Genomic DNA, 24,489 nt, shown 5'->3' with positions numbered 1-24,489 from the left:
CTAGTTCCGTGTGACCTGCAGTTTTTGCTTCTGCCCCAGCACGTGATATTCAAACAGGCACCAGACATAGACGCTGGCGGAATAGACGTAATAAAACTGGTGATAGAGGATGCACTTGACCGCAAACCACGGCCCGCCATGCCCGGCCATGGTGCGCGCCAGATCGTAATTTGCGACAAAGGCCAGCCCCAGCAACACCAACGACACGGGCCACAGCCCAGGCCAGAAGGGCAGCGCCAGAACCGACAGGATCAGCAACCCGGCCAGCCCGGCCCGCAGCCGCTCGATCATCGAAGTGTTCAGGTCGTCGGTCAGCCCTTCGCGCGAAATCATCAGCCGGGACCAGGGCAGGGCGCGGCAATAGATGTCGGTACTCAGGCTGTTGAGCATGGTCCAAACCTTCAGGTGCTTGCCCTGCAATTGCGGCTCGACCAAAATGCGCCTGCCGGTTTCGGCGATCCGGTAGCCCAGTTCGATATCCTCGATCGAGGGAATCTCATAGGTTTTCACATCGAACCCGCCAACCTCAAGGAATACATCGCGCCGGATGGCCCCGCAGCCCGCCCAGAATGTCCGTGCCTCGCGCCGGGCGCGCTGGTGGTGGTAGCGGTGCAGAAGGTTCTTGTAGCGTGAAAACCAGGCCTGCCCGTCCGGCGCATCATCATAGGATCCGAACACCGCGCCGACATTGTCCTCGGACATGGCGCGGCGGATGTGGTCCGGACCATCGGGCCAGGCGATGACGTCGGAATCCACGAACCACAGGATGTCGCCCGTGGCCTGTTCGGCGGCCAGATTGCGCGCCGCTCCCGGGCCGCCATTGACCGGCGTGGTCAGAACCGTGGCCCCCATCTTTTGCGCCAGCGCGGCGGTGCCGTCGGGCGACTGGTCGTCCACGACCAGAACCTGCTGCACCTGACCGGCATTCAGCATGTCAATCAGGGGCGTCAGCACGCGGGGCAGAAGATGCTCGGCGTTATAGGCGGGCATGACCACGCTGATGGACAGGGATTGATCTGAAGTCACAAGGTTTCTCCGATACCAGAGCGTGGCAGGGGAGCCCGCTGAACAAGAAGAAGAAAGGCCGCTGTAAAGGGCAGCAACCACATGACGCGCGCACCATAGCGATCCGCCGGCTGCGAGACACCGCCACAGACCAGCGCGTTCACGGCAATTCCGATCAGGATGAACAGGGCGAAAAGTTTCAGCGATGGCGCAACCCGCCCGGGCCACAGCAGCAAAACGGCTATGATCCCGAAGGAAGCCAGGTAGATCGCCGCGTGGATGGCATTTGCCGGTCCGATCCAGGAATAGTCGCGTGTCAGCACAATCCCGTCGAGTACCGCAAGCTTGTCCGCCGGCAATCCTGATAGCGATTTCGCATTTCGGATGACCGCCTCGTTCGGAATGGTCTGCCTGACACTGTTCATGCCAAGCTGCGTCATCGCATTTTCGCCAAGCGCAAATACCGTTCCGAATGGCCGGGCTGCCAGAACCTGCAGAAAGAACGCCCGTTGCTCGGCCGCCACTGCCTGCTGATCCTCGACCGGCATCAACCGGAAGGATCCGAGCCGTTCGGAGCGTTCAAAAATGATATGCGCCGCAGTCAGCCGATAAGGATCATCGGACCACGACAGGGCCTCGTGCAGGGCGCAGGTTGCCAGATCGGGACGGGGGCAGACATCGTCCAGATAGGCCATGCCGGGTCCATCCACGATCAGCCGTGCCGTGATATGAGGGGTGTGGATGACTTCTTTTTTCGCAACGCTTTCCGTTGCAACCACGAACGCCTTGCGTTCGGCCAGCGCCACCACAACCAGACAGACGGCAAACCCCGCCGCCAACCACCGGCCATGCCCCAGCCGCAGCAAGGCGGCCAGCACGACAAAGGGCACCATCAGCACTGCGATGCCCAGATGAGAAGGGTGCAGAACCACCGCAAAGGCCGCAAGGGCCAGCGCAGCCAGCCATTCCATCAGGCGCATCTGGCGGCCCGCCACGACAATCCCTGCAATCAGGATCAGCAAGACCGATGTGAAAATATCCGGCATGATATAAGCGATGTAAAACGGCAGCGAGGTCGTCCCGGCGACCAGCAAGGGAATGGTCACCAATTGCAACGTATTTCGTCCGGTTTGCGCGGTGCGCTGCAGCGCCCGCATGGCCAGCCAGACCGCCAGCAACAGCAGCGCCAGATGCACGCCCACGACCCCGACTAGCGCGTCGGCCCGCCAGAAGGCCGCAACCAGCAACGCATAGGCCATGGAACGCGACCCGCTGGTCGTCTCGTCTTCTTCGACCCGGTCTTTCGTCTGACCCGCGCCAGCCTCGATCACCGGACCATCCTTTTCCGGGGCAGGCAGGATCAGGGACAACGCCGCATCGCCCTGCCGGAAATAGCCTCCGGTGTCGAAATAATAGAGCGGCCCGCGGTTGATGATCAGAACCGCCAGGCAAATGACCACCGTCACGGCAAGCAGAAGAATGGCCCCGAGCCGTCGGGGTGATCTTCCGGATGCGGGCCGCGCGGTCATTGCCGTCCTACAGCTCCTGCATCGCCACGGCTGTGCGTTGGAAATAGGCAATGGTGGCCTTCAGCCCGTCTTCCAGCGCCACCTGCGGTGCCCAGCCCAGCTGTTCGCGGGCGCGGGTGATGTCCGGCTGGCGCTGGATCGGATCGTCCTGCGGTAGCGGGCGCTGCACCAGTTCCGATTTCGATCCGGTCAGGCGGATCACGGCTTCAGCCAGTTCGCGGATGCTCAGTTCCACCGGGTTGCCCAGATTGATCGGGCCGGTCACGTCCTCGGGGGATTCCATCAGTTTGATCAGCCCGTCGATCAGATCGGACACGAAACAGAAGGACCGGGTCTGGCTGCCATCGCCGTAAATGGTGATCGGCTCTCCGTTCAGGGCCTGCATGATGAAATTGGACACCACGCGCCCGTCATCGGGATGCATGTTCGGCCCATAGGTGTTGAAGATCCGCGCCACTTTGATCGGCAGGTTGTGCTGGCGGTAATAGTCAAAGAACAACGTCTCGGCACAGCGCTTGCCTTCGTCATAGCAGGATCGTGGCCCGATCGGGTTGACGTGGCCCACATAAGCCTCGGTCTGCGGGTGGATCTGCGGATCGCCATATATTTCCGAGGTCGAGGCCTGAAGGATCCGCGCGCCCACCCGCTTGGCCAGCCCTAGCATGTTGATCGCACCATGCACGGCCGTTTTGGTCGTCTGCACCGGATCGTGCTGGTAGTGGAAGGGCGAGGCCGGACAGGCCAGATTGTAAATCTCGTCCACCTCGACATAAAGCGGAAAGGTCACATCATGGCGCATGACCTCAAACCGGGGGTTGTTCAGCAGATGGCGCAGGTTGCCCCGCCGGCCGGTAAAAAAGTTATCGACACACAGAACCTCGTATCCGCGTTCCAGCAGGGCGGCACATAGATGCGAGCCCAGAAAGCCGGCGCCACCGGTCACCAGGACCCGTTTTGCGTTGAGGTTCATGTCATAGGGATCAAAATCAGACGCGTTCATCAGCGTACCCGGCGGCTATGTTCTGGCCAACGCCCATTCGAACCATCTCCTCGTTAATAGGCAGGCACCGCAAACAAACGGCCGAACTGTAAATCCCGATCTGGAATGCGTGCCTGAACTTGAAACAATAACATATCGAAAGCTACACGAAACTTGCCCATCGTCGAAGGATAAATATGGCAAGCCTGCCGTTTTGCACCTTTTTCCTGTTAAGCGTGATCTACAGGTCCTGTGTTAAATTTTGGCCATGAATAGTGCGTCCGGTTACACGGGATTGTTTCTTGATTTGCACAAGGCACACACACGTGTGGCCCGGAATATTACCGCGCGGGTGTCGGCAAGTCGCTGATAGATTCTCAATCGCACCACACATTATTCGGGGGCAGAAGCGCATCTGCTCGGGTTTACGTTCACCAAATCGAAACAAACCGCAAAATACACATGGCGCTGTTCTGAAAAGCGGGCCCATCCGCCGCAAAAATGTCCCAATTCCGCAAAAAACCCCTAGTAATCAAACGAAAAACAGTAATACTGTTAAAGAATTGGTGCCACGCCAAAGCTGCGCGTGGATTGTGTGTGAAGGCTGGAAGGTGGGACTTTTATGCTTGGAACTTTGAGACTGATGGCTGCGGGCCTTGTCACCGCGATATTCATGGCCGGGTCGGCCAGTGCGCTGACGCATGTTTCCGCTGGCGGCAGCTATGACATTACATCCGACAATCTGTTCTTTGGCGCGGTTGACACCGGCCTAGGCGGTGGCGGAACCTATTCGGTCAACTTCACATCTCCGAGCGGACCGGTGCTTGGCAATGCAGGGGCCTCGATCACCCTGCGCCTGCTGAATGCGGCATTCCCCGCTGGCTTGACGATGAGCTGGGTCGACGCCAACAATCCGAACAATGTCCTGGCCACCACGGCCATTCTGGGTGATGTGACCACCAAGCTGAATACCATCTTCAGCGCTTCGAACCCGAACACCCTGAGCCAGAACCTCGTGTTCAGCTGGGCCGCATCTTCACCGGGCGTCACGTTTGACTTTGATGTGGCTGCAGTGCCTCTGCCAGCCGGTGGTCTGTTACTCTTGACCGCGCTTGGCGGTCTGGGCCTGGTTCGGCGCCGCAAAGCAGCGGCAGCCTGAACAAAGCACACGATCCCAATCCATGGGTTGAGGGGCCGCAGCAAGCGGCCTCTTTTCATTTGGAGGGGTCAGATCGTGCCGCCGATTGCCTGGCGCAGCATCCAGACCATGCGCTGACATCTAAGCCGGAACAATGTCGAGATCGCCCGCAAAACCTCGCCTGTCGACGTCAGCTTGTCGCTGGATATGACTTTGGGGGTATGAACAACGGCGCTGGCTGGCATGGCCAACCCACGAAGCGCCCAACGCAGGCGCCCGGCAGCGCTCGTTCCGTGCAATTGATAGGCTTCCTGTGTTGTTCGCCGCCACTTTGCCCTGAGCGCCGCCCAATCCTGTCGTGACGGATGGCTGACCCGAAACCCGTCCTCGTAAATCAGGCTATAACCATGCGCTACCGCCCGCATGGTCCATTCCCGGTCTTCCGAGACGCCGTTGATGAACCCGCCGATTGCATCAAACACATCGCGACGGGTAAGCAGGTTTCCGGCTCCGGAAAACCCCTGAACCTCGATATACCTGCGGAAGTTGAATGCAAAAACGGCCTCGAACGCCTCGGCCCCGTTGCGCGGGGGCGGGGTCTCGTCAAATACATCGACCCGGCCGCCGATCAGATCGGCCCGGTCCGCGATCTGACGCCCGACCTTCAGCCAGTCGGACGCAGGCACGCAATCGGCATCAATGAAGAAAAGTCGCGGCGCGGTGGTTTCCGCCACCCCACGGTTGCGGGCATGGGCTGCGCCCTTTTGGGCTTCCACCACAAAGCGCACTTCGGGAAAGGCCTGCTGCACATCATCCAGTGAAGCGGGCGAATTATTGTCGACAACGACAATCTCTGTCGCCGTCAGATCGTTTTCCCCAAGCGCCCGCAGGCATCGTTCCAGCCTGGCCGGGTCGTTGTAATGAGGGATGATGACCGCGTCAACCGGAGTCACATCAGTAGTAGGAACCGTACTCATAGCCGAACGTTCCACTGATATAACGACACTTGTTCAGAACGATCCCCATGACATTCGTGAGTTCCGCCAATTGCCGTTCGGCGACGTCGATATGGTCGATACTGGTCTCGTCAGCGGCCGCCAGAAGCAAGGCGCAATCTACATTCCTGAGAAACCCTTGACTGTCATCACTGGCCATCAATGGCGGCGTATCAAAGAGGATGATATCAGGTTTGTATTCCGCTTCGAGCCACTCCAGAAATTCGATTGTCTTGCGACTTTGCAGAATTTCCGCAGGGTTGCGCGTCGAAGTATAGTTCAGTCCAAAAATCACATTATTGCCGTGGCGCAGAGCGTGCTCGTGAAACGGCACTTTCCCCTTGATGACATCAGCCATGCTGTGGCTGCCGGATTGCTTGAGTATCTCAGCCAACCCCCTGCGCCGCATGTCAAAATCAATCACAATCGTGCGCAAATCTTCCTGCCGCCCCAGACTGAAGGCCAGATTGGCCGCCGCCGTGCTTTTGCCGCATCCACTGTAAGGAGAGGTCAGCGCCACCCGGCGCCAGCCATTGGAGATGATTTGCTGCAGCATCTTGGTCCGCAACATGTCATAGGATGTTGCGTCCGGGCCGCCGCTATATGACATCAGGCGGTTACGGGATATGAGGCGTGGCTCGATACTGATTTCCGGCAGGGTCAGCCAGAAATCTTCATCGCGTGGGCTGTCTTCCGGAACAGGGTGCTGATCTTCGCGCGGCACCGCCGGTTGGGGATGGCGGCTGTCGCGTTCCTTACGGGCTTTTTGAATCGCCTGCTGAAGACGGTCCATTATAGCCTCCCTACCTTAGTCAGAACGGAAATCACCAATATACCTCCAGCTTGTCGATCACCTTCTCTGCGATCAGATCCAGCGGCAGATAATAGGTATGCACGGCCCACACGCTTGCGGGCACCCCCACCAGGATAGCCAGGATAACCATCGTCCAAACAAGTCGCTGTGTCGCCACCTCACCTGGGGACCGTACATAGGGAATGGTCGCGATCGGCCAGACATCCAGCTTCTTGATCAAATCCTCCGGTCGGCGTGCCGCCCGATTCAGAAGCTCCAACAGAACAACAAGTCCCAAGCCCATCAATATACCGGCGGCTGTACCGCCACCGGCGATCGACAACCGGTTGGGCCCGGTCGGTGTAGTGGGTTCAGAGGGGTGTTCGACCACCGAAATCCGCTGTCCTTGGGACGTGACCTCGATCCGTTCTCCGGTTGAGGCCGACGCCAGACGGGCAACGGCCGTATTATACTGGTTCTGGATATTCGTATGATCACGCTGCAACTCGGCCAGTGTGATCGCGTTGGCCGGAGTCTGATCGATTGTCAGCGTCACCTTATTAAGACTTTCCTCCGTCACAGCGCGCTGGTCTTCCAGGGCGGCGATTTGTGAATCGAACTGAGCCAGTTGGAGATCAAGTGTCGAGTTTCCCGTTTGAGCGCTGGATGCAGTGGTATTGGACGCTTGCTCGGTCGCTACAACTTCCTCCAAACGGGCGACCTGAGCCCGCAAAAGCTTAATCTGCGGGCTGCTTTCCGAATAAACCCCCAGCTTATTGTCAAGCTGGTTGCGCAATTGGCGCAGCTGCTGCTGCGCCTGGGTCTGTGGCTGCTGTCCGACAGTCCCGATCTGACCCGTCGTGTTATAGTGCTCCAGCAGTTTTTCACGCTGGGTCTGCAGCGAGAAAATCTGCTGATCGGTCTGCTGCAGGCTTGTCTGCAAAGCCCCCTGCTGCGCCATACGGAATTGCAGACTGGCGGGCAGAGCGCCCGAGTTTTCATTCTGAAACTCGAGAATCCGGCTGCTGCGCCTGTCGAGCTCCGCCCCCAGACGGTCCACTTCCTGTTCAAAGAACTCCAGCGTGTCGGACGCCCGTTCCTTGCGGTACGACACATCAAGCTTCAGAATCTCCGTCAGATATTCGTTCAGCACACCCGCCGCGATCTTGCCGCTTCTGCCTTCGAATGTGATGGTCATCAGATTCGCTTGGCCACGACCGGAAGAGATGCGCGTATTGGTCTTTATGCGCAATTCTGTGACCATCTGATCCGGAGTGGCATCAGGCAACACCTCGAACTTGCGCGCGATGTCGAGCAGAACCGGTCGTGTCAGCAGGCGCTGCTCGACGATCTGAAGCTGCTCAAACGGAGTTGTTGTAACGGTACTTGCAGCCAGATTTCCCGCAATCCGCGGCGATTCAACAATCAGCCGCATTTGAGAAACATAGGTGGGTGGCAAGGTCATCGCGATAGAAATCGAAATGGCCGATACAATCGTGGCCACGATGAGGAAGTACGGAAACCGCCTCATGAAAATAGAGAAATAGTAACGAGCGGGACTCATGTCAGACCGTCAGCTCCTTCTCAAGTGAGTTACCGCCAAAGAATACGCCATCATCGACCACCTGGTTCACAACGTCTTCGTCCACCTTGTCCGTTTCGTTTGTCCAGGCATAGAGCAGGGTAAAATCGCAGAACTGGTTCACCAGGCGCGGGACGCCGCGGGTCTGCTGGAAAATCAGCTTGCAGGCGTCGTCGGTGAACTCTTCGCCCGACCCGCCGGCGGTCTTCATCCTATGCCTGATATAACATTCAACCGATTTTTCATCCATCCGTTCCAGATGAAAACTTGCGGCCACCCTTTGCGTCAGCTGGCGCATCTTGGGGTCCAGAATCATCTCGCGCAGCTCGGGCTGGCCGACCAGAACAAGCTGGATCAGCTCATCCGTGTTGGAGTTGATGTTGGTCAGCATGCGGATTTCTTCCAGACCTTCGACCGTCAGATTCTGCGCCTCGTCGAAAATCAGCACCACGCGCCGTCCTTCGGCATATTCCGAGATCAGAAAATCCTGCAATGTCCGGAAGATTTGCACATAGGTCGCGTCCTTTTCGATCGGCAGGCCCAGTGCATGCAGCACCCATTGCAACAGCTCTCCGCGATCACCCTGCGCGTTCGAAATCAACCCGACCGTGATCGAATGCTCCATTTCGCTCAGAAGGTGCTGGATCAGCGTCGTTTTTCCCGCCCCGATCTCGCCCGTCAGTACCGTAATCGGCGCGCAGCTCATGATGCCGAATTGCAGGACCGAATAGCCGCGCTTGTGCAGCGGAGACCAGTACATGAAGCCGGGATCCGGAAGCAGCGTGAAAGGCCGCCGGTCAAGCCCGAAGAAATCTAGATAAAACCCGTCATTGGACGCCATAGCTCCACGGTTGCCTTCCGCCTTGTCAAACCTCGCCCTGGCTCCTCGGAGATTACCCAAACCCACACCCTGAACCACCAGAAATCCTTACATATCGTACGTATCACATAAACCAAAAGTACTTGGGCACCACTCTGCCACAAAATCAAGATAACAAGCAGTACTAAATTTCACACGCAATGAATTGATCTTGTGGTCCTTTCAATTGCGATAATTGCCCGTGATTGTTTCCGCCAAACCCCTTGGAAATGCGCCTGAACAAGCCGGGCATGAGCGATGCCGGGAAATGCTCCGCGCGTTTTCAATTGCCCCCCTTATCGCGCCAAATCCCCCAAAGCACCTACATTGTATCACAATGCGCAACAGAAGCTCCAAAACCCTCACCGGACCTTGGCCCAGTTTGGGTCCCACCGGGGTGAAACCGCTCTCGCCTTTTATCGACTGATAGAAGCCTTGCGGGGATTAATGTTTTGCAAGCTGACCAGAATTTGTTAACAATTGCAGGCAGGGGGGTTGCCGATATGTTTGTAAAGGCAGAACCGCGTAAAACATAAAAAATATAGAAGTTTTTATATATAAGTTGAGGTAGAGCGTAGTCGGTTCCTGAATTTGGTAGGTGGTTCTTGGTTATTGTGTGTGCTGGGGGTTTTAAATAGTGGCAAGTCATTCGAAAGAAGTAGCCGACCCTGGCTACTCTAATATTTCTGTTATGCCGACCACGGCGGAATACCGGGGGTTTTACAGAAATGTTGGCAAGCGCGTCTTTGATTTGGCGTTTGTGCTGCTTGCGGCACCATTTGTTGTACCGCTGGTTCTTATTCTGGCCATTTTCTTGGCCAGTCAGGGCGTGACCCCGTTTTACCGTCAGCCGCGGGTTGGCAAGAACGGCAAGATCTTCAAAATGATCAAGCTGCGCACAATGGTACATGATGCCGAGGCGGTGCTTAAAGAACATCTGGCATCCAACCCCGAGGCCCGGGATGAGTGGGACCGCAACCAGAAGCTCCGTGATGACCCGCGCATTATCAAATTTGGTTCATTCCTGCGCAAATCCTCAATGGATGAACTGCCGCAATTCTGGAACGTCTTTGTCGGCGAAATGTCCACGGTCGGCCCCCGCCCGATGATGGTGAACCAGCAGCGCCTCTACCCTGAAGAGCTCTACTATTCCATGCGCCCCGGCATTACCGGGTTCTGGCAGGTCTCCAAACGTAATCAGTCCTCTTTTGCCGAGCGCGCGCATCACGATACCGAATACTGGAGGAACATGTCATTCGGAACCGACCTTTCGGTTCTAAGTCGAACCGTTTTTGTTATCCTGCGTTGCACCGGCTGTTGAGATCGGGGCAGACGCAAGGCAGACCTCCGAACACATTGACCGAAAATTGAATTTCGCGGGAGTGGTATTAGAATGAGCAGAGCCGGGAACGCCATCACCAAAGGCTTGGCGGTCGTCGTCCTGCTTATCTCGGCCCTGCTTCTAAGCGCGTGTGACACAGCCGAAGAACGCGCCGAGGCCCATTTTCAGGCTGGGATGGCCCACCTGGAAGAGGGCGATGTCGAACGCGCGCTGATCGAATTCAGGAATGTCTTCAAACTGAATGGCCGCCACAAAGAGGCCCGGCTGACCTTTGCCAGGCTGGAACGCGAACGGGGCAATATTCCCATCGCCTACAGCCAGTATCTGCGGCTGGTCGAGCAATACCCCGACAGCTTGGAAGGGCAGCGCAGCCTGGCGGAATTGGCACTGGAAACGGGCAATTGGGAAGATGTCCGGCGACATGGCGCGGCGGCGGCGCAACTGGCGCCGGATGATGTGACGATCAAGTCCATCAACAACACGCTGGCCTATACTGAAGCGGTCAGAAATGGCGATGCGGCCAATGTGGACTTCACCATTCATACGGCGCGCAAATTCATCGAAACAAACCCTGAGCTGATGTCCGCGCGCGAGGTCGTGATTGACCACCATATCCGCAAGCTGGACTGGGAGGTCGTCCTTGAGGAAACCGCTGCGGCCCTGGACATCGCGCCAAAACGGGAAAACCTTTATGGAATCCGGCTGCGCGCGCTGCAGGAGCTGGACAAACCCGACGAAATCGAGGCGCTGCTCAAACAGATGGCGCTGTTGTTCCCCGATGATGAAGGCATCGAACAATTGCTGGTCCAGCACTATATCGGCCGGGACAATCTGGGGGCGGCCGAGCAGATGCTGCGGGCCGAGGTGGACGCGCAATCCGAAGAGTATCTGCCAACCCAGAGGCTGATCGCGTTTCTGGGGGAATATCGCGGCATCGATGCGGCAATTGCCGAACTGGATGCGATCATCGCCCAAAACGGTGCCAATATCCCCAAACTCAAAACCGCCCGGGCCACGCTGAAATTCGGCATGGGCGATACGCAAACGGCGATTGCCGAAATGCAGGAGCTTCTGGAAGGTGCGGACCGGAACATCCAGACCCGCGAAAGCGAGGTTGAATATGCCCGCATGCTGTTCCAGACTGGCAAACCCGCCGAGGCCAAGACCCTGATCAACAAGGTGCTGGAAGAAGACGCCACCCAGGTGGGTGCGCTGAAATTCAAAGCGTCCTGGCTAATTGACGAGGACAAGACCGGCGATGCCATCGTGCAATTGCGCGAGGCACTTGGCCAAACGCCCCGGGATCCGCAATTGATGACCCTGATGGCCCATGCGCATGAACGCAACGGCGACCGGGAACTGATGGGGGAAATGCTGGCGTTGGCAATCGAAGTCTCGCGCAACGGGCCGGAAGAATCGCTGCGCTATGCCCGGTTTCTGATTGCAGAGGATGATCTGGAAATCGCCGAGCGTGTTCTGACCGATTCCCTACGTCAGGATGTAGAACAAGCCGAACTTCTGTTTCTGCTGGGTGAGGTCTACCTCAGAATGCAGGATTGGGATCGCGCCCGCGCGGTACAGCAATCACTGGGCGGCATGGGCACCCCGGAAACGCGTCGTCTGGCGAATGAGCTCAGGGCGCATATGCTGGCTGCGCAGGACCGCGCCGATGACCTGACGGTATTCCTGGATCAGCTGGCAAATGACCCCGAATTCGGCTTGCCGGCGGATATCGCGCTGATCCGGTCCCTTCTGGCCCGGAATGAGACCGAAGCCGCCTTTGCCCGCCTTGATCAGCTGCTGGAAGAGAACCCTGGCTCGGTGCCGCTGCGCCTGCTCAAGGCGCATGCTCTGGCTGGTGAGGGCAAGAGCGACAGCGCCGAGCAGATGTATCGCGCGATCCTCGCAGACCACCCGGATACGACACGGGCCTGGTTGGCACTTCATGCATTGCTGAGCGAACAGAACGCGCCTGAAAAAGCCCGGCAAACCCTGACAAATGCTTTGACAGCGCTGCCGAACAGCCCGGATCTTCTGATGTTGCAGGCGGCGGATCACGAACGCGCCGGGGATCTGGATCAAGCAATCGCGGTCTATGAAAAGCTTTACCCGCTCACCGGTCGCTCCATGGTCATCGCAAACAATCTGGCAAGTCTGCTGACCACATATCGCAGCGATGACGAAAGTCTGCAGCGCGCGCAGGTTCTGGCCCGCCGTCTGCGCGGCACCCGCGTACCGGCGTTTCAGGACACCTATGGCTGGATCGCCTATCGGCTGGGGAATTACGACGAAGCTGTAGAATATCTGGAACCCGCAGCGCAGGCGATACCGGATCACCCGCTGGTTCTGTACCACCTGGGCAAGGCCTATGACGCGATCGGTCGCAAGGAAGAGGCACTGAACGCCTTTCAGGCCGCCCTGAACACCAACATCCCTCTGAGCGTGACCCCCTCGCTGGAGGCCGAAATCGAACGGATCAGTGCAGCGGAGCTCCCCGGGCAGTAAACACCCGGGTTGGAGTCCGCGGCATTTCTGCCGCATCTCATACCCCGTGAACGCAGCACAGATTGTTTCGTTATCGGGAAAGAGTAATAAAAGAGGAAAAGTTGAGAGATTTGAACATGCGGACAGTACTTGGATCCCTGATCACACTTGTCGTCACCATGGTTGTGGCGACCAGCGCCTGGGCTCAGTCCTACCAAATCCAGCCAGGCGACGCCCTGCAGGTTGAGGTTCTGGAAGATCCCACCCTCAACCGAACGACCCTGGTCTTGCCGGATGGATCCATCAACTTCCCGCTGGCCGGATCGATTCGGGCCGCAGGTCAATCAACAGCCGGGCTCAGCTCTTCTCTTTCCTCGGCGCTGGCATCGAACTTCAACTCTCCGCCAACTGTCTTCATCTCGATCGCTTCGCTTGCCCCACCGCCACTGACACAAGGGGGGCTTGCCCCAACCGGACCAACAATTGATGTCTTCGCAATGGGTGAGGTCGGGGCGCCCGGAAGGCATCTTGCAACCGAGGGCACAACCATTCTGCAGTTTCTGGCTCAGGTCGGGGGCCTGACGAACTTTGCGGCTCAGAAGCGCATAGAACTGCGCCGCGCCGACAGCCAGTCAGGCGCAATGAACACATATATCTATAACTACAAGGGCTCAGGCAGCGGCATCAAAGGCACAACAGTGCTGAAATCGGGAGACGTGGTTGTCGTGCCATCACGCCGCTTGTTCGAATAGGGGCTGATACAGGTGGGAAAATCCGGAAACAGGATGGTCTCCGCGCTCGGGGGTGGGGTTGCTTTTGCAATTTCACTTTCGCCAGCGATCGGGCAGCAGTCCACAACGCAGCAGACGACGATACAGCAAACGAACCCGCCTTCGACACAGGTCCAGCAAACCCCCAGCCAACAGCTCATTTTGCAGCAGGCCCAACGGAACCCGGCCCGCAGGGTCGGTCGGGCAGGACAGCAAGCCGGAACCGGAACCGGCCTGAGCGTGACACTCGATTACCTGTCTTCGCTCAGATATGATGACAACCTCCGTCTGACCGACCCGTCGTTTGGGTCAACCACTTGGTGGGAAAATACGCTGGCTCTGGGGGTTTTGAATCGGACACCGGACACAACGTTGGCATTCAATCTGTCGGGATTGTATCGGATCGCCAATGAGCCAATCATCGGGACAGAATCCAGTTTTTCCGATCCGTTCACACAATTGACATATCAACAGACCCGATCCAACAGCCGGTTTGGCTTGTTTGCTGAATACCGTGAAAGAGATCTGGCCTTCAACAGAGCACTGACCGACGTCAACCTGGATGGCGTTATCGACTCCGCCGACGTCACCGGCACCTTTGGGGATCAGATCAACACCCGAGGTAATCTGAACTTTGAAACAGGTCTGAACGACCCCCTCGGATTCCGGTTCAACTATAGCCACAACGAACGCAGGTATTCGGGCACAGCCGACCCAACCCTGTTCGACAACAGCGATGACGATTATTCCGCTGCCGCATTGTTGCGGATATCTCCGGTTTTGCAGGGGAACTTGCGCGTCAGTTACAGAGAATTCGAAGCCGACGATGCCGCGCAAACAGATCGGAAGACGACAACCGTTTCGACCGGCGTGACATATAACATTTCCCCTATTACCACCGTTAGCGCAAATATCGGCTACACCCAAGTCGACAACACACTACGCGCAATCAATGCAAATAACGTAACAGAAGATTTTGTCTGGAGATTCTTCTGGAACAAAACGCTGCCGGATGGAAGTGTCGATTTTCAGGCTGACCAGAGCTTCGGCGTTAATGGAGCCAGGACCAACGCCACGTTTGGCCGAAACTACCAGCGATCCAATTCAACATTGGCTTTCAATGTCGGTTTTACCCGGGGACCATTTGGCGAAGTAACGCCGATCGGTCAGATTGATTATAGCTACCAGTTGGCCACTTCCCGGATCGGAGCGACGATTCAACGTCGGGTCGGCACCAGCACGCAAAGTGTGGAAACCCGCCAGACACTGGCCTTCCTGACTTATGACTATTTAATCAACTCAATGTCCGCTTTGTCTTTCAGCGTAAATTATATCGATCAGGAAAATGAGGGCTCAAACCCATCCAACCCCCGTCAGCGTGGCACGTTCAACGCGTCGTATTCCCATGCTATTACAAATGACTGGGCGATTAATATCGGCTATCAGTACGAGATGGATGACCGCAGCGGCTTTAAAGCGGATTCAAATTCGCTTTTCCTGACGCTTGGGCGACGCTTCACGCTCAAGCCCTGAACACGCGTCTGCTGAATTTCCGATACCGAACAAATACGGCCAGGCGATACTCATTGTTTCGGCTTCGGGTCAAAACCCTGCGATCCGAAGCCGGCGTAATTCAAGATCGAATTTTATTCGTGCAAGATGAACCGTGATGCATCGTCTCGATTCGAAAGACAGCCGCAGCCAGACGTTTGACGCGGCCCGGACTGTCCTGCCCACGGTCAACGCGGCGGGGCTGTTCTGGTTTGTGCTTCTGCTGCTGGGCTCGGTCCCCGTTTTCTGGATCGGCATCGTCTCATTGGGTGCGGCCTGGAGCACGCCGGAATACAGCCACGGGCCGCTGATCCCCATCATTTCGCTGTATCTGTTCCTGCGCGAGCTGCGCAATATGCCCCCGCCCCATCCGGTCGTCCCTGACCGCTGGCCGGGTGTGACGGTGATTGCGGTGGCGCTGGTGATCGCCCTTCTGGGCAATCTGACCCGTATCCCGGATATCGTAACCTATGCCATGATCATCTGGACCGGCGGCGTCATGTTGACCGTGTTTGGCTGGAGACGCGGGATCCATCACCAATTGCCGGTGATCCATCTGGTCTTCATGCTGCCGCTGCCTCAGTTCATCTACTGGAAGCTGACGATCTTCCTGCAATGGGTCTCGTCCGAGCTTGGGGTCTGGTTCGTGCAACTGGCTGGGGTTTCGGTCTTTATCGAAGGCAACATCATCGACCTGGGCGTCTATAAGCTGCAGGTGGCCGAAGCCTGTGCCGGGCTGCGCTACCTGTTCCCGATCCTCAGCTTTTCGTATCTCTTTGCCCTGCTCTATCGCGGTCCGATCTGGCACAAGGTGGTTCTGATGCTGTCGGCCGCCCCGTTGACGGTTCTGATGAATTCGGTCCGCATCGGCGTGATCGGCGTTCTGGTCGATCATCACGGCATCGAACAGGCCGAAGGGTTCATGCATTTCTTCGAGGGCTGGGTCGTCTTCCTGATCTGCGTGGGTCTGCTGTTCCTCATGGCAATCGGGCTGCAGCGCCTGACCCCCGACCCGAAACCCTTTGCCGAGACCATCGATCTGGATACCGAAGGGTTCGGCCCCGTCGCGCTGCGCCTCTTAGGCATCAAAGCCTCGGTGGCGCTGGCGGCGGCGGCCATTCTGACGCTTGCTGTCTCAGCGGCCTGGGCCCTGCGGCCCGCTTCGGACGTGCAGCCCATCGAGCGCGATCCGTTTGTCCTCTACCCGCGCCAGCTTGGGGACTGGTCGGGTGCAACCACCAGCCTGGACTCCAAGGTCGAACGCACCCTGGGCGCCAGCGATTACCTGAATGCCAGCTATATCGACACCGGGTCGGGCGATTACGTGAACATGTTCGTGGCCTTCTACGACAAGCAGACCGATGGCGACGGCATCCATTCGCCCGAGGTCTGCCTGCCGGTTGGTGGCTGGGAAATCTTCAGCCTGGAACCCTATCGGATCAACCCGGGCAACACCCCTTACGGCAGCTTCATCGTCAATCGCGCCGTGATCCAGAAAGAACTGTCAAAACAGCTGGTCTATTACTGGTTCGAGCAGCGCGGCAAACGCATGGTCAATGATTTCCGCGCCAAGCTGAGTGTTATCCAGGACGGGTTCACCATGGGGCGCACCGATGGTGCTTTGGTTCGCTTTGTCACCCCGATTCGGCCCGGCGAGACCGAGGCGGATGCGGATGCACGACTGCAACGGTTCATGGAACCTAGCCTGAACCGCCTACCGCAGTTTGTGCCGTTTTGATTCAAGGCGTGAGATTAAAAACTAGGCTTTAGGTTTACCTTGGCTGTGATCGACAAGTACCCGCACATCCAAAGGCAGACGAACGAAAGGCGACGCCGAGGTCCCACACCAATCAATCCATGACCAAATTATTTTGTAACACAACCACCTTATCCTGTCATAATTACCAAGCTTCACTGGAAGGGGCCCCATTTGTTGAAGGGCTGAAGCCAGATAAGGGCACCAAAGTGAAGAGAGCCGCCAACAAGCGATTATTTAGAAGCTCACCCCCTCCAGATCCGCTTATACGCTGCAATCAGCGCGGGCACCTGATGGGGCCAGGCCATCTCGGCCTCGACCCTTGCACGCCCATAGCGGCCCATGGCAGCGCGGCGCTCGTCATCCGCCAGCAGTTCGGTGATCTTGTCGGCCATATCCACTGGATCATTGGCCTTGGCATAAAGCGAGGCCTCCTGCGCCGAGAACCGCCCTTCGGTCACGTCGAACTGAACGATAGGTTTTTCGAACGCCATGTATTCCAGGATCTTGTTCATGGTGGATTTGTCATTCATCTCGTTTACCCGGTCCGGGTTCACGCAGACATCGGCGGTCGACAGGATTTCGAACAGATCCTGATCCGGCGCGCGGCCGGTGAAAGTAACATAGTCCGACAGGCCCATATCGAAGGATTGCTGCTTCAGCTTGTCCAGGCTGGGGCCGCCGCCCACAAGGCAGAACTGAATGTCGTCGCGCCCCTGAACCTGCACCAGATGCGCCACGGATTCCAGCAGCAGGTCGATGCCTTCCTGATCGCCCATGACGCCGACATAGCCGACCATATATTTGCGCCCATTGCGCCAGTCCAGGTTCGGTGGCAGATGCTGCAACCGGCTGAGATCGGGGCCTGAGCGGACGATAAACACATCCTCGGGCGCCATGCCGCCGCGTTCGATGGCGATCTTGCGATAGCTTTCATTGGTGGCAATAGACACCCGGGCCGAGGCGAAGGTCAGCCGTTCGAACGTCTTCATCAGCTTCCAGAAAAAGCCGTGCTTATCGAACTTGGCCTCATAAAGCTCGGGGTTGATGTCGTGGTGGTCGAACAGATAGCGCACGCCAAACAGCTTGAAGGGCAGCGCCACCAGAAAGATCAGGTCAGGCGGGTTGCAGCCATGGATGACGTGAAAACCGCGGGTAAACTTGATCTTCAGTGCCAGCCAGCTTTCCCAGAACAGCGCCGCGCCATATTCCAACAGATACCCCAGCGCGCCGCTGGCATCCAAAGGCAGCGGGTGGCGATAGACCTTGATCCCCTCGTCTTCCCAGACGCGTTCCTCGTGCCCCTTGCCGGTGGGACAGATGACCGAGACCAACGCGCCTGCGGCAGCCAGCGTGCGCGCCTCCATCCAGACGCGGCGGTCGAAGGGCACGGGCAGGTTTTCCACCACAATCAGAACCTTCAACCCCTTCAGAGGCTGGCTCTGGCGCAGCTCGTCGAACGAGATCGGCTGAACGGCGGATACGGGGCTAGTCATATTCATAGGTTCTTAGCACCTCTGTATCGCCCAGATTCAACTCATTCACGATCCGGTTCGACCCGATCACAAGATCCCAGGGCCCGGCCTCGGCCACGGAACGATCCACCAGCAGACTGTCCATATCGGGCAGATGGGTAAAGGCATAGCCCAGGTTCTGCCCCCGCAGATCGGCTGGCTCAATCGCCGGATCATAGACCGACAGCTGATAGCCTGCGTCCAGCAGCCGCCGGGCGATATCGACATTGGGGCTTTCGCGCAAATCATCAGTCCCCGCCTTAAAGGCCAGCCCCGCCATCAGCACCCGGCCCCCTTCGGGCAGCCGGTTCATGACGTCCTGCGCCTGATAGGTCTTGTGCGCCTGATTGGTCTGCAACAGGCTGTTGATCAGATGCGTATGCGCGCCGACCTCACCGGCGATATGCTGCAGCGCGCGCACATCCTTGGGCAGGCAGGACCCCCCGAACGCCCCGCCCGGACGGGTGTAATAGGGCGAGATATTCAGCTTGGTGTCCGAGACGAAAATCTCATGCATGGTTTTCGCCGACACCCCCATCCGGTGGCAGATCCGGCCGATCTCATTGGCAAAGGCCACTTTGGTGGCGTGCCAGGTGTTGTCGACGAATTTGGTGATCTCGGCCGCTTCAAAGGCGGTGTAGAACACCGGGGCATCCAGACCTTCGTGCAGGGCATCCATCACCGCCGAGTGGTTTCCGTCCGCTGTTCCGACAACGATCTTGGGCGGGTTGAAATAGTCATCGACCGCCGACACTTCGCGCAGGAATTCCGGGTTATAGATGATCTCAACCGCCTGCGCCGCCCGGTCCCCCAACGCGTTCCGGAAGATCGGTTCAATCAGCTGACGCACCGTGCCGGGCCGGAAGGTCGACCGATAGGCCACGGTCAGCGGCCGCGCCCGGTCGGACGAGACGGTCTCGGCAATCTGCCGCGTCACCTCGGCCACAAAATCCATGTTATGCGAGCCGTCGGTGGAACTGGGCGTACCGACGCAGACGATGGCCAGATCCACATCGGACAGGTCCGGAATGTCGACCACCGCGCGGATCAGGTTTTGGCCCAATGCCTCGGTCAGCAGTTCGGCCACTTTCGGTTCCTTGATCGGGGGTAGGCCTGCATTGATTTCGGCGACCTTGTCGGCATTCACATCAACACCGATCACCGTGTGCCCCTGATGGGTCAGACAGCACGACGCCGTGAACCCCACATAGCCAAGTCCGAAAATCGCGATCTTCATTCCGTCACACCGTTTTGAAACTTAATACCGCAGCCCAACCGGACCACGACAACAATTAGTCAGCAGACTTGCATGAACCGAGGCCAATCTGAGACACTGAAGCGGAAATTTACCTTGCTATGTGGTGCCAGTTGCTGACACGGAATAGAGATACTCGCCAAAACATCACACAACCTTCTAACACTGAATAATAAAAAACATGCGATCTCGATACAATGAAACCTTCTTTGACCTGATTATCAGCCAGCCGGTCAGCTTGCCAGAATTAAGATTCCACACTCCGAAGCGTTGCTTTGGAGATCGCGCGAAAAGAAACATTGCCCCGATACGGCAATTGTTGTCTCAAATTTGGAAATATTAATCACGTGCAGAATTCCCCAGACCACAATCCGGCCCCCAGCATGCTTACGCGCCGATCCGCGCTTGCGGTGGGCGCGGCGACGCTGCTGGCATCCGGTGTGTTCCGGCAGGGGCTGGGCCTTCTCACGATTGCAATTACCGCGCGCCTTCTGACGCCCGAAGATTTCGGCATCATCGCCTATTTCCTGATCGCAACCGCCTTGCTGGAGATGTTTCAGCGGCAGATCGGCATGGTTCTGATCCGGCTGGACAATGTGACGCCCGAGCATCTGCACACGGTGTTTTCGTTTCAGATCATCTTTGGCCTGATAGCTGCTGTTCTTTTCTGGGCGGCACAACCTCTGGTCGCGCTTATGAGGATACCGGCGCTCACCGAATTGATGCCGGTGATGTCAGCCATGTCGCTGGTGGTGGCCATCAAGAGCCCACGCTTTTTACTGTTCGAACGCGGTCTGCGATTTGGCTTTGCCGCCGGCGAGGAAACCTTCAGCCGCATCGTTTACGCGGTCATCGCCATTGGTCTGTCCTGGTACTGGCGGGATTACTGGGCCATCGTCGTGGCAACATTCGCCGGGCAGGCCATGCGCGGGGTGTGGACATTCTCGATTGCACCAATGCTGCCGAAACTGTCCCTGTCCAGGTGGCGTGACAGCCTGTCGTTTTCATCCTGGTCGATCGGGGCGCAGCTCGCACAGTTTCTGTATTCAAGCGCCCCACAGCTTATCATCGGCAGCACATTGGGCCTGGCGGATGCCGGTCTGTTCCGGATCGGAACCCGATTGGTCAACGTCGTCACCCATCAGCTTTTTACACCGCTGCTACGGGTCGTGTATCCCGGGCTTGCCGATCTATCCCGAAAAACTGATCAGGGCCGGGAAGGGTTCCGCAAGATCAATGCCGGGTTTTTGGCAATCCTGTTGCCCTGCAGCGTTGGTTTCGCGCTCGTCTCTGTCGATGTGATCTGGATGTTCATGGGGTACACATGGGTTGCCGCAGCGCCGGTTATCTGGGTGCTGGCACCACTTTATGCGCTGAGCGCGCTGCAGGCGAATGTCCGCTCTGCCGCTTATATTCAAGGTTCAACCCCCTTACTCTTTTACAGAAACACGATCCTTCTGATCATCGTCTGTGTGGTGATGTCGATTGGGGTCCAATATGGATTCACCGGCGCCCTGGCGGCGGCCGGTGTGGCCGAGTTGACCGCACTGGTTGCAACATTGATCCTGGCCCGGCGGTTTGGAAACGGTGGGTTTTTTGAACCCCTGATCGTCGGGTGGCGCAGCTTTGTATCCTGCGCGGTGATGACGGTGGTGGTGATCGCCACCAACTATCTTCTGAGGGACATGCTTCAGATGGCGTACACCCCTGGTATTGTGCTGCTAAAGACCGCCGCCGGCGTGATTTCTTATACCACAACCCACATCGCGCTGTGGGCCATGACCGGGCGGCCAGACGGGTTCGAGACCATGGTGTTTTCCCTGCTGGGCAAACTGCGCAATCATCTCCGGGACAGGAAAGCCTGAGGGCTGTCACAGAACCTGCCGCAGATGGGTGACAATATGCTCCAGATGTGCCGGTCCGAGGTACTGGTGCAGCGGCAGGGACAGTACAGTGTTCTTGAGGTCAATTGCTTCATCCTGACCGGTCCAGTCCAGATTGCGGTTGAACCCGGCCCACCACGGCGTGGCACCGATGCCGCGGGCTTGCAAATCGCGGGCGACCCGATCCCGGTCGGCCACTAGCAGTGGCATGTTCAGCGGGCAGGTTCCTGGGTCCAGCTCTGGTTTAAACACTTCAACGCCCGGCACCCCGTCCAGAAGCGCGCGATAGCGATGCCAGTTGGCCCGCCGGATGGAAATGACATCCGACACCGGAAAAGAGCACAGCGACCGGAACGCAAAACCGCTGATGCGGCGATGCTGCAGAGCCGGGTCGAAATAGTAATGCCCCGGAATGTCGTCTATCTCATCGGTCGCCCCACCCGCCGGTTCCACCCCTTCCGATCCTTTGGACAGGGTGCGTTTCAGGCTTTGGACCCGGGCAAACCCCAGCACATTTACCAAAGCGGATCGCGCCAGAATTCTCGCAACCGTCTTTCCCGGCGCCGGGCGCGAAAACGGCGAAGCCACGTTCAGATCAGGGGCATTCACGACCAAGGCCCCACCCTCCGGCACCGGAACGAATTTGTGAAAACAAAACACCGAAATATCCCCGGTGTACCCTTCCGCCGGTGTCTCTCCGCTCAGCAGGCTCAGCGCGCAATCTTCGATCATCCGCAATCCGTGCCTGTCGCAGAGCGCACGCAGCGCAGCCAGCTCGGGCTGGAGGATCCCAACATAATGCGTAACATAGAGTGCGCGTGTCCGCTTCGTGATCAACGGCTCGATCCGCGCCGGATCGGCGAACAGGTCCTTACCGACCGGGTACAACCGCACCTTCAATCCAGCATGCACAAGCGGGTCGAGTTCTGAGCCGCAGTTATACGCCGGCGCCAGAACGTCGTCCCCGGCCTGCAGCCCCAGCACATCACAGGCGGTACGGATCGCGATGCGTGTCTGAAACGCATAATGTATCTGTCGATCTGCGAATAAGGCGGGGATGCCCCCCTGCGCGTCCCGCCTCCAGAAACTGCCTGCTGCCATGGGCATGTTCGCAACGGCATCAGCGACCCGGGTCCGCATCAGCGTGTCAATGGTTGCCAGTTTTCGCGGGACGTAAAGCGGGATTCATTGTGAAAACCGATAAGCCGGAACCCGAGTTTTTCGATATTCCGCCGCGACGTATAATTGTATTCGTGACAGGCGACGAAAAAACGCTTTGTACCTGCCTGTAATCGTTCCGCCATCATGATCCGGTGTACCCTGACCTGCAGGCTGTTTCCCCGAAACTCGGGCAGCACAACCATCTGGAACAATATTTCGGCATCTGACGGCACGGGGCAGAAGAAATGTTTGCCCGCATCGGATCCCAGCATCCACGCAAGACAGCAGTCTTTTCCATCAAGAGTGGCCAGCCACAGTCGGCGATCCTTGTCGAACCAGCTTCGATCGCCCCATTCTAGGTTTTCTTCTCCGGATTCCAGGCGCTGCCGCAAACTCGCGGGCAAGTCCTCCCAACCTGAAACCCTGCGGCATTCCAGGGGCGGATCATCCGGGGGCGGATTTTTCAAAAAGTCATCCCCGTCGAGTTGAAACACCAGATTTCTTCGACGCAGACCTATATCTGCGACAGTCGCCCAGGCTTGCCGCAGGAACGCCCCCAAGCCGCGATGGGCAGCATTGCGCAGCAGGATCACTTTTTTTCTCTGCCCTAATCCAAACACGCGTCACACCTCCTGAACTGCTGTGAAAACTATCCCGTTCTGGTCAGGGCCTGCGCGGCCCTGACGCCGCGCCGTGCCACCCGCTTTAGCTGTGATGGCACCACATTTGCCTGATGGAACAGGCGGTGATTAACCAATGTATGTTCCGCCACACGCCGGACATGGCGCGGTCTGAAATAAGTTTTATACTCCAAAACAGCGAAATCGGGATGGCTCCGGTCGATATCGGGCAGATATCCTTCGACATCCAGGTTGGTGCATCCCTGCTCGATCGCCCATTTCATGCCTCTGAGCCACAGCAGCGGCGCAATGCGCTGATTGCCGATCAGGCTGGCCGCCGCAGGGTCAGCCACGAAACGCCGGGCAAAGGCGGTAATCCGGCTGCGATACAACAGAAAGCCACCCAGGAACGTGTCCTTGTAGTAGGCCGTGAACAGAACCCCGGCCTCGGGGTTGTTATAGACATTTCGAAACCCGGCTTCGTATTCGGGGCGGGTAACCGGGGTCAGGTTGTTGGGCCGCAGCACAAGCGCGTTCAGGGTATCAAAGAAAATCCCGATCTCATCAGGTGATGTTTCCTGACGGATTTCGACATCCGAGGCCTCGATATTACGCAGGTTACGGCGGGCGCTTCTTGAAAACGAACTGCGCAGCTCTTCGACCGAGCGGTCGAGATCGATCAATCCGGTGTCACGGTGCGGTCCCGGGTCGGTTATCGCCAATCCGGCTCGGGTAAATTGCTGGTGCACCCGATCAGCGTCCCCATCAAGCCAATAGGGCGTCACCTTGATGGCATCGACCTTGGCAAACCGGGGATGGTCCGACACGGCAACCACGAATTCGGCCAGCGTTTCGGCATCATTGCAAATTGGTCCGCTCAGCGCCAGCGCAACAGAATACCTGCTGGCAACAAGTTTGCTGCGGTACAAAGAGAACAAGCCAACGGCGCAAATCTGACCCTGTTGGCGTGCGATCGCAAAAATCACAGTTCCGCCAAGTGCGCGTTCGACATCGGCAAACCGCGGGTCCTGTCTGGGGTGCTGATGCTGGCAGCCGGCCAGAAATTCACGCCATTCATGTATTTGTTCACCCGTCAGGTCATCGTAACATTCGACATCCATTAACCACTCACTTTCCTGGCACGACTACGGAACCGTCAGCCAAAAATACCAAAACGTCTAAATTCGTCATCCTTTTCAAAAATATAGAAGGTATATGCCACGAAATGTAAAAATAATTCACCGCCTCAGTGGTTTCGCGCACAGAAATGCGG

Annotated in this window: 19 protein-coding genes; 7 read left to right on the top strand and 12 right to left on the bottom strand. The window is 57.6% G+C overall.

Features of this window, described 5'->3' with window-relative positions; all coding sequences use genetic code 11:
- The 3 genes from GOV91_RS19815 to GOV91_RS19805 are packed head-to-tail and all read right to left on the bottom strand — an operon-like array spanning position 1 to position 3,534.
- Positions 1-1,026, bottom strand: coding sequence for a glycosyltransferase (locus GOV91_RS19815; protein ID WP_171236721.1), 1,026 nt, complete (start codon positions 1,024-1,026; stop codon positions 1-3).
- Entirely contained in the window at positions 1,023-2,534 is a 1,512-nt protein-coding gene (locus GOV91_RS19810) for a hypothetical protein (protein ID WP_171236720.1), read from the bottom strand. The genes GOV91_RS19815 and GOV91_RS19810 overlap by 4 nt, the downstream gene beginning before the upstream one ends.
- A gap of 7 nt (positions 2,535-2,541) precedes the next feature.
- On the bottom strand, positions 2,542-3,534 hold the full coding sequence (locus GOV91_RS19805; RefSeq protein WP_254440725.1) for a UDP-glucuronic acid decarboxylase family protein: 993 nt from the start codon (positions 3,532-3,534) through the stop codon (positions 2,542-2,544).
- A gap of 601 nt (positions 3,535-4,135) precedes the next feature.
- Here GOV91_RS19805 and GOV91_RS19800 point away from each other — a divergent pair.
- The gene (locus GOV91_RS19800) at positions 4,136-4,672 is read left to right on the top strand and encodes a VPLPA-CTERM sorting domain-containing protein (RefSeq protein ID WP_171236719.1); all 537 of its coding nucleotides are present in this window, start codon (positions 4,136-4,138) and stop codon (positions 4,670-4,672) included.
- A 68-nt stretch (positions 4,673-4,740) separates the two neighbouring features.
- On the opposite strand, the gene GOV91_RS19795 is transcribed toward GOV91_RS19800, so the two are convergent.
- From GOV91_RS19795 to GOV91_RS19780, 4 genes are read right to left on the bottom strand one after another with little or no spacing between them, the layout of a single operon-like run.
- Entirely contained in the window at positions 4,741-5,628 is an 888-nt protein-coding gene (locus GOV91_RS19795) for a glycosyltransferase family 2 protein (RefSeq protein ID WP_171236718.1), read from the bottom strand.
- Positions 5,606-6,439, bottom strand: a complete 834-nt coding sequence (locus GOV91_RS19790; protein ID WP_171236717.1) for a CpsD/CapB family tyrosine-protein kinase — start codon at positions 6,437-6,439, stop codon at positions 5,606-5,608. The genes GOV91_RS19795 and GOV91_RS19790 overlap by 23 nt, the downstream gene beginning before the upstream one ends.
- A gap of 31 nt (positions 6,440-6,470) precedes the next feature.
- Positions 6,471-8,003, bottom strand: coding sequence for a lipopolysaccharide biosynthesis (locus GOV91_RS19785; protein WP_171236716.1), 1,533 nt, complete (start codon positions 8,001-8,003; stop codon positions 6,471-6,473).
- Between the two features lies 1 nt (position 8,004).
- On the bottom strand, positions 8,005-8,862 hold the full coding sequence (locus GOV91_RS19780; RefSeq protein WP_171236715.1) for an ExeA family protein: 858 nt from the start codon (positions 8,860-8,862) through the stop codon (positions 8,005-8,007).
- A gap of 655 nt (positions 8,863-9,517) precedes the next feature.
- On the opposite strand from GOV91_RS19780, the gene GOV91_RS19775 reads away from it, so the two are divergent.
- The 5 genes from GOV91_RS19775 to xrtD all read left to right on the top strand — a co-directional run bounded on the left by GOV91_RS19775 (position 9,518) and on the right by xrtD (position 16,765).
- Positions 9,518-10,201, top strand: coding sequence for a sugar transferase (locus GOV91_RS19775; protein ID WP_171236714.1), 684 nt, complete (start codon positions 9,518-9,520; stop codon positions 10,199-10,201).
- Positions 10,202-10,273: 72 nt separating this feature from the next.
- Positions 10,274-12,727, top strand: coding sequence for a tetratricopeptide repeat protein (locus tag GOV91_RS19770; protein ID WP_171236713.1), 2,454 nt, complete (start codon positions 10,274-10,276; stop codon positions 12,725-12,727).
- 116 nt (positions 12,728-12,843) lie between these two features.
- Complete coding sequence (locus GOV91_RS19765) at positions 12,844-13,458, top strand: polysaccharide biosynthesis/export family protein (RefSeq protein ID WP_171236712.1); 615 nt, start codon at positions 12,844-12,846, stop codon at positions 13,456-13,458.
- A 516-nt stretch (positions 13,459-13,974) separates the two neighbouring features.
- A complete protein-coding gene (locus GOV91_RS19760) occupies positions 13,975-15,009 on the top strand; it encodes a hypothetical protein (RefSeq protein ID WP_171236711.1) in 1,035 nt (344 codons plus the stop codon).
- Positions 15,010-15,145: 136 nt separating this feature from the next.
- Positions 15,146-16,765, top strand: a complete 1,620-nt coding sequence (gene xrtD / locus GOV91_RS19755) for a VPLPA-CTERM-specific exosortase XrtD (protein WP_171236710.1) — start codon at positions 15,146-15,148, stop codon at positions 16,763-16,765.
- Between the two features lie 263 nt (positions 16,766-17,028).
- Here xrtD and GOV91_RS19750 read toward each other — a convergent pair whose 3' ends face one another.
- Entirely contained in the window at positions 17,029-18,279 is a 1,251-nt protein-coding gene (locus GOV91_RS19750) for a glycosyltransferase family 4 protein (protein WP_171236709.1), read from the bottom strand.
- The gene (locus GOV91_RS19745; protein WP_171236708.1) at positions 18,272-19,534 is read right to left on the bottom strand and encodes a nucleotide sugar dehydrogenase; all 1,263 of its coding nucleotides are present in this window, start codon (positions 19,532-19,534) and stop codon (positions 18,272-18,274) included. Before GOV91_RS19745 ends, GOV91_RS19750 begins: the two co-directional genes overlap by 8 nt.
- A 401-nt stretch (positions 19,535-19,935) precedes the next feature.
- Between GOV91_RS19745 and GOV91_RS19740 the strand changes: the two genes are divergently transcribed.
- A complete protein-coding gene (locus GOV91_RS19740) occupies positions 19,936-21,417 on the top strand; it encodes an oligosaccharide flippase family protein (protein WP_171236707.1) in 1,482 nt (493 codons plus the stop codon).
- Between the two features lie 6 nt (positions 21,418-21,423).
- Here the strand turns inward: GOV91_RS19740 and GOV91_RS19735 are convergent, their stop codons facing one another.
- Genes GOV91_RS19735 through GOV91_RS19725 form a run of 3 tightly spaced genes read right to left on the bottom strand, consistent with a single transcriptional unit; the run spans position 21,424 to position 24,337 of the window.
- Positions 21,424-22,575, bottom strand: a complete 1,152-nt coding sequence (locus GOV91_RS19735) for a DegT/DnrJ/EryC1/StrS family aminotransferase (protein ID WP_171236706.1) — start codon at positions 22,573-22,575, stop codon at positions 21,424-21,426.
- Positions 22,575-23,216, bottom strand: a complete 642-nt coding sequence (locus tag GOV91_RS19730; protein ID WP_171236705.1) for a GNAT family N-acetyltransferase — start codon at positions 23,214-23,216, stop codon at positions 22,575-22,577. Before GOV91_RS19730 ends, GOV91_RS19735 begins: the two co-directional genes overlap by 1 nt.
- 29 nt (positions 23,217-23,245) lie before the next feature.
- Complete coding sequence (locus GOV91_RS19725) at positions 23,246-24,337, bottom strand: GNAT family N-acetyltransferase (protein WP_171236704.1); 1,092 nt, start codon at positions 24,335-24,337, stop codon at positions 23,246-23,248.
- Positions 24,338-24,489: the final 152 nt, after the last annotated feature.

Source organism: Ruegeria sp. HKCCA6837, assembly GCF_013034475.1.
Classification (GTDB): domain Bacteria; phylum Pseudomonadota; class Alphaproteobacteria; order Rhodobacterales; family Rhodobacteraceae; genus Ruegeria.
This window is presented reverse-complemented; position numbering and strand designations above follow the sequence as displayed.

Excerpts from the sequence above, each read along its gene's own strand:
- GOV91_RS19810 (WP_171236720.1), bottom strand. The coding sequence starts at position 2,534 with ATGACCGCGCGGCCCGCATCCGGAAGATCACCCCGACGGCTCGGGGCC.
- GOV91_RS19735 (WP_171236706.1), bottom strand. The coding sequence starts at position 22,575 with ATGCGGACCCGGGTCGCTGATGCCGTTGCGAACATGCCCATGGCAGCA.
- GOV91_RS19790 (WP_171236717.1), bottom strand. The coding sequence starts at position 6,439 with ATGGACCGTCTTCAGCAGGCGATTCAAAAAGCCCGTAAGGAACGCGAC.
- GOV91_RS19770 (WP_171236713.1), top strand. The coding sequence starts at position 10,274 with ATGAGCAGAGCCGGGAACGCCATCACCAAAGGCTTGGCGGTCGTCGTC.
- GOV91_RS19765 (WP_171236712.1), top strand. The coding sequence starts at position 12,844 with ATGCGGACAGTACTTGGATCCCTGATCACACTTGTCGTCACCATGGTT.
- GOV91_RS19800 (WP_171236719.1), top strand. The coding sequence starts at position 4,136 with ATGCTTGGAACTTTGAGACTGATGGCTGCGGGCCTTGTCACCGCGATA.
- GOV91_RS19780 (WP_171236715.1), bottom strand. The coding sequence starts at position 8,862 with ATGGCGTCCAATGACGGGTTTTATCTAGATTTCTTCGGGCTTGACCGG.
- GOV91_RS19725 (WP_171236704.1), bottom strand. The coding sequence starts at position 24,337 with ATGGATGTCGAATGTTACGATGACCTGACGGGTGAACAAATACATGAA.
- GOV91_RS19740 (WP_171236707.1), top strand. The coding sequence starts at position 19,936 with ATGCTTACGCGCCGATCCGCGCTTGCGGTGGGCGCGGCGACGCTGCTG.
- GOV91_RS19805 (WP_254440725.1), bottom strand. The coding sequence starts at position 3,534 with ATGAACGCGTCTGATTTTGATCCCTATGACATGAACCTCAACGCAAAA.
- GOV91_RS19785 (WP_171236716.1), bottom strand. The coding sequence starts at position 8,003 with ATGAGTCCCGCTCGTTACTATTTCTCTATTTTCATGAGGCGGTTTCCG.
- GOV91_RS19795 (WP_171236718.1), bottom strand. The coding sequence starts at position 5,628 with ATGAGTACGGTTCCTACTACTGATGTGACTCCGGTTGACGCGGTCATC.
- GOV91_RS19750 (WP_171236709.1), bottom strand. The coding sequence starts at position 18,279 with ATGACTAGCCCCGTATCCGCCGTTCAGCCGATCTCGTTCGACGAGCTG.
- xrtD (WP_171236710.1), top strand. The coding sequence starts at position 15,146 with ATGCATCGTCTCGATTCGAAAGACAGCCGCAGCCAGACGTTTGACGCG.
- GOV91_RS19745 (WP_171236708.1), bottom strand. The coding sequence starts at position 19,534 with ATGAAGATCGCGATTTTCGGACTTGGCTATGTGGGGTTCACGGCGTCG.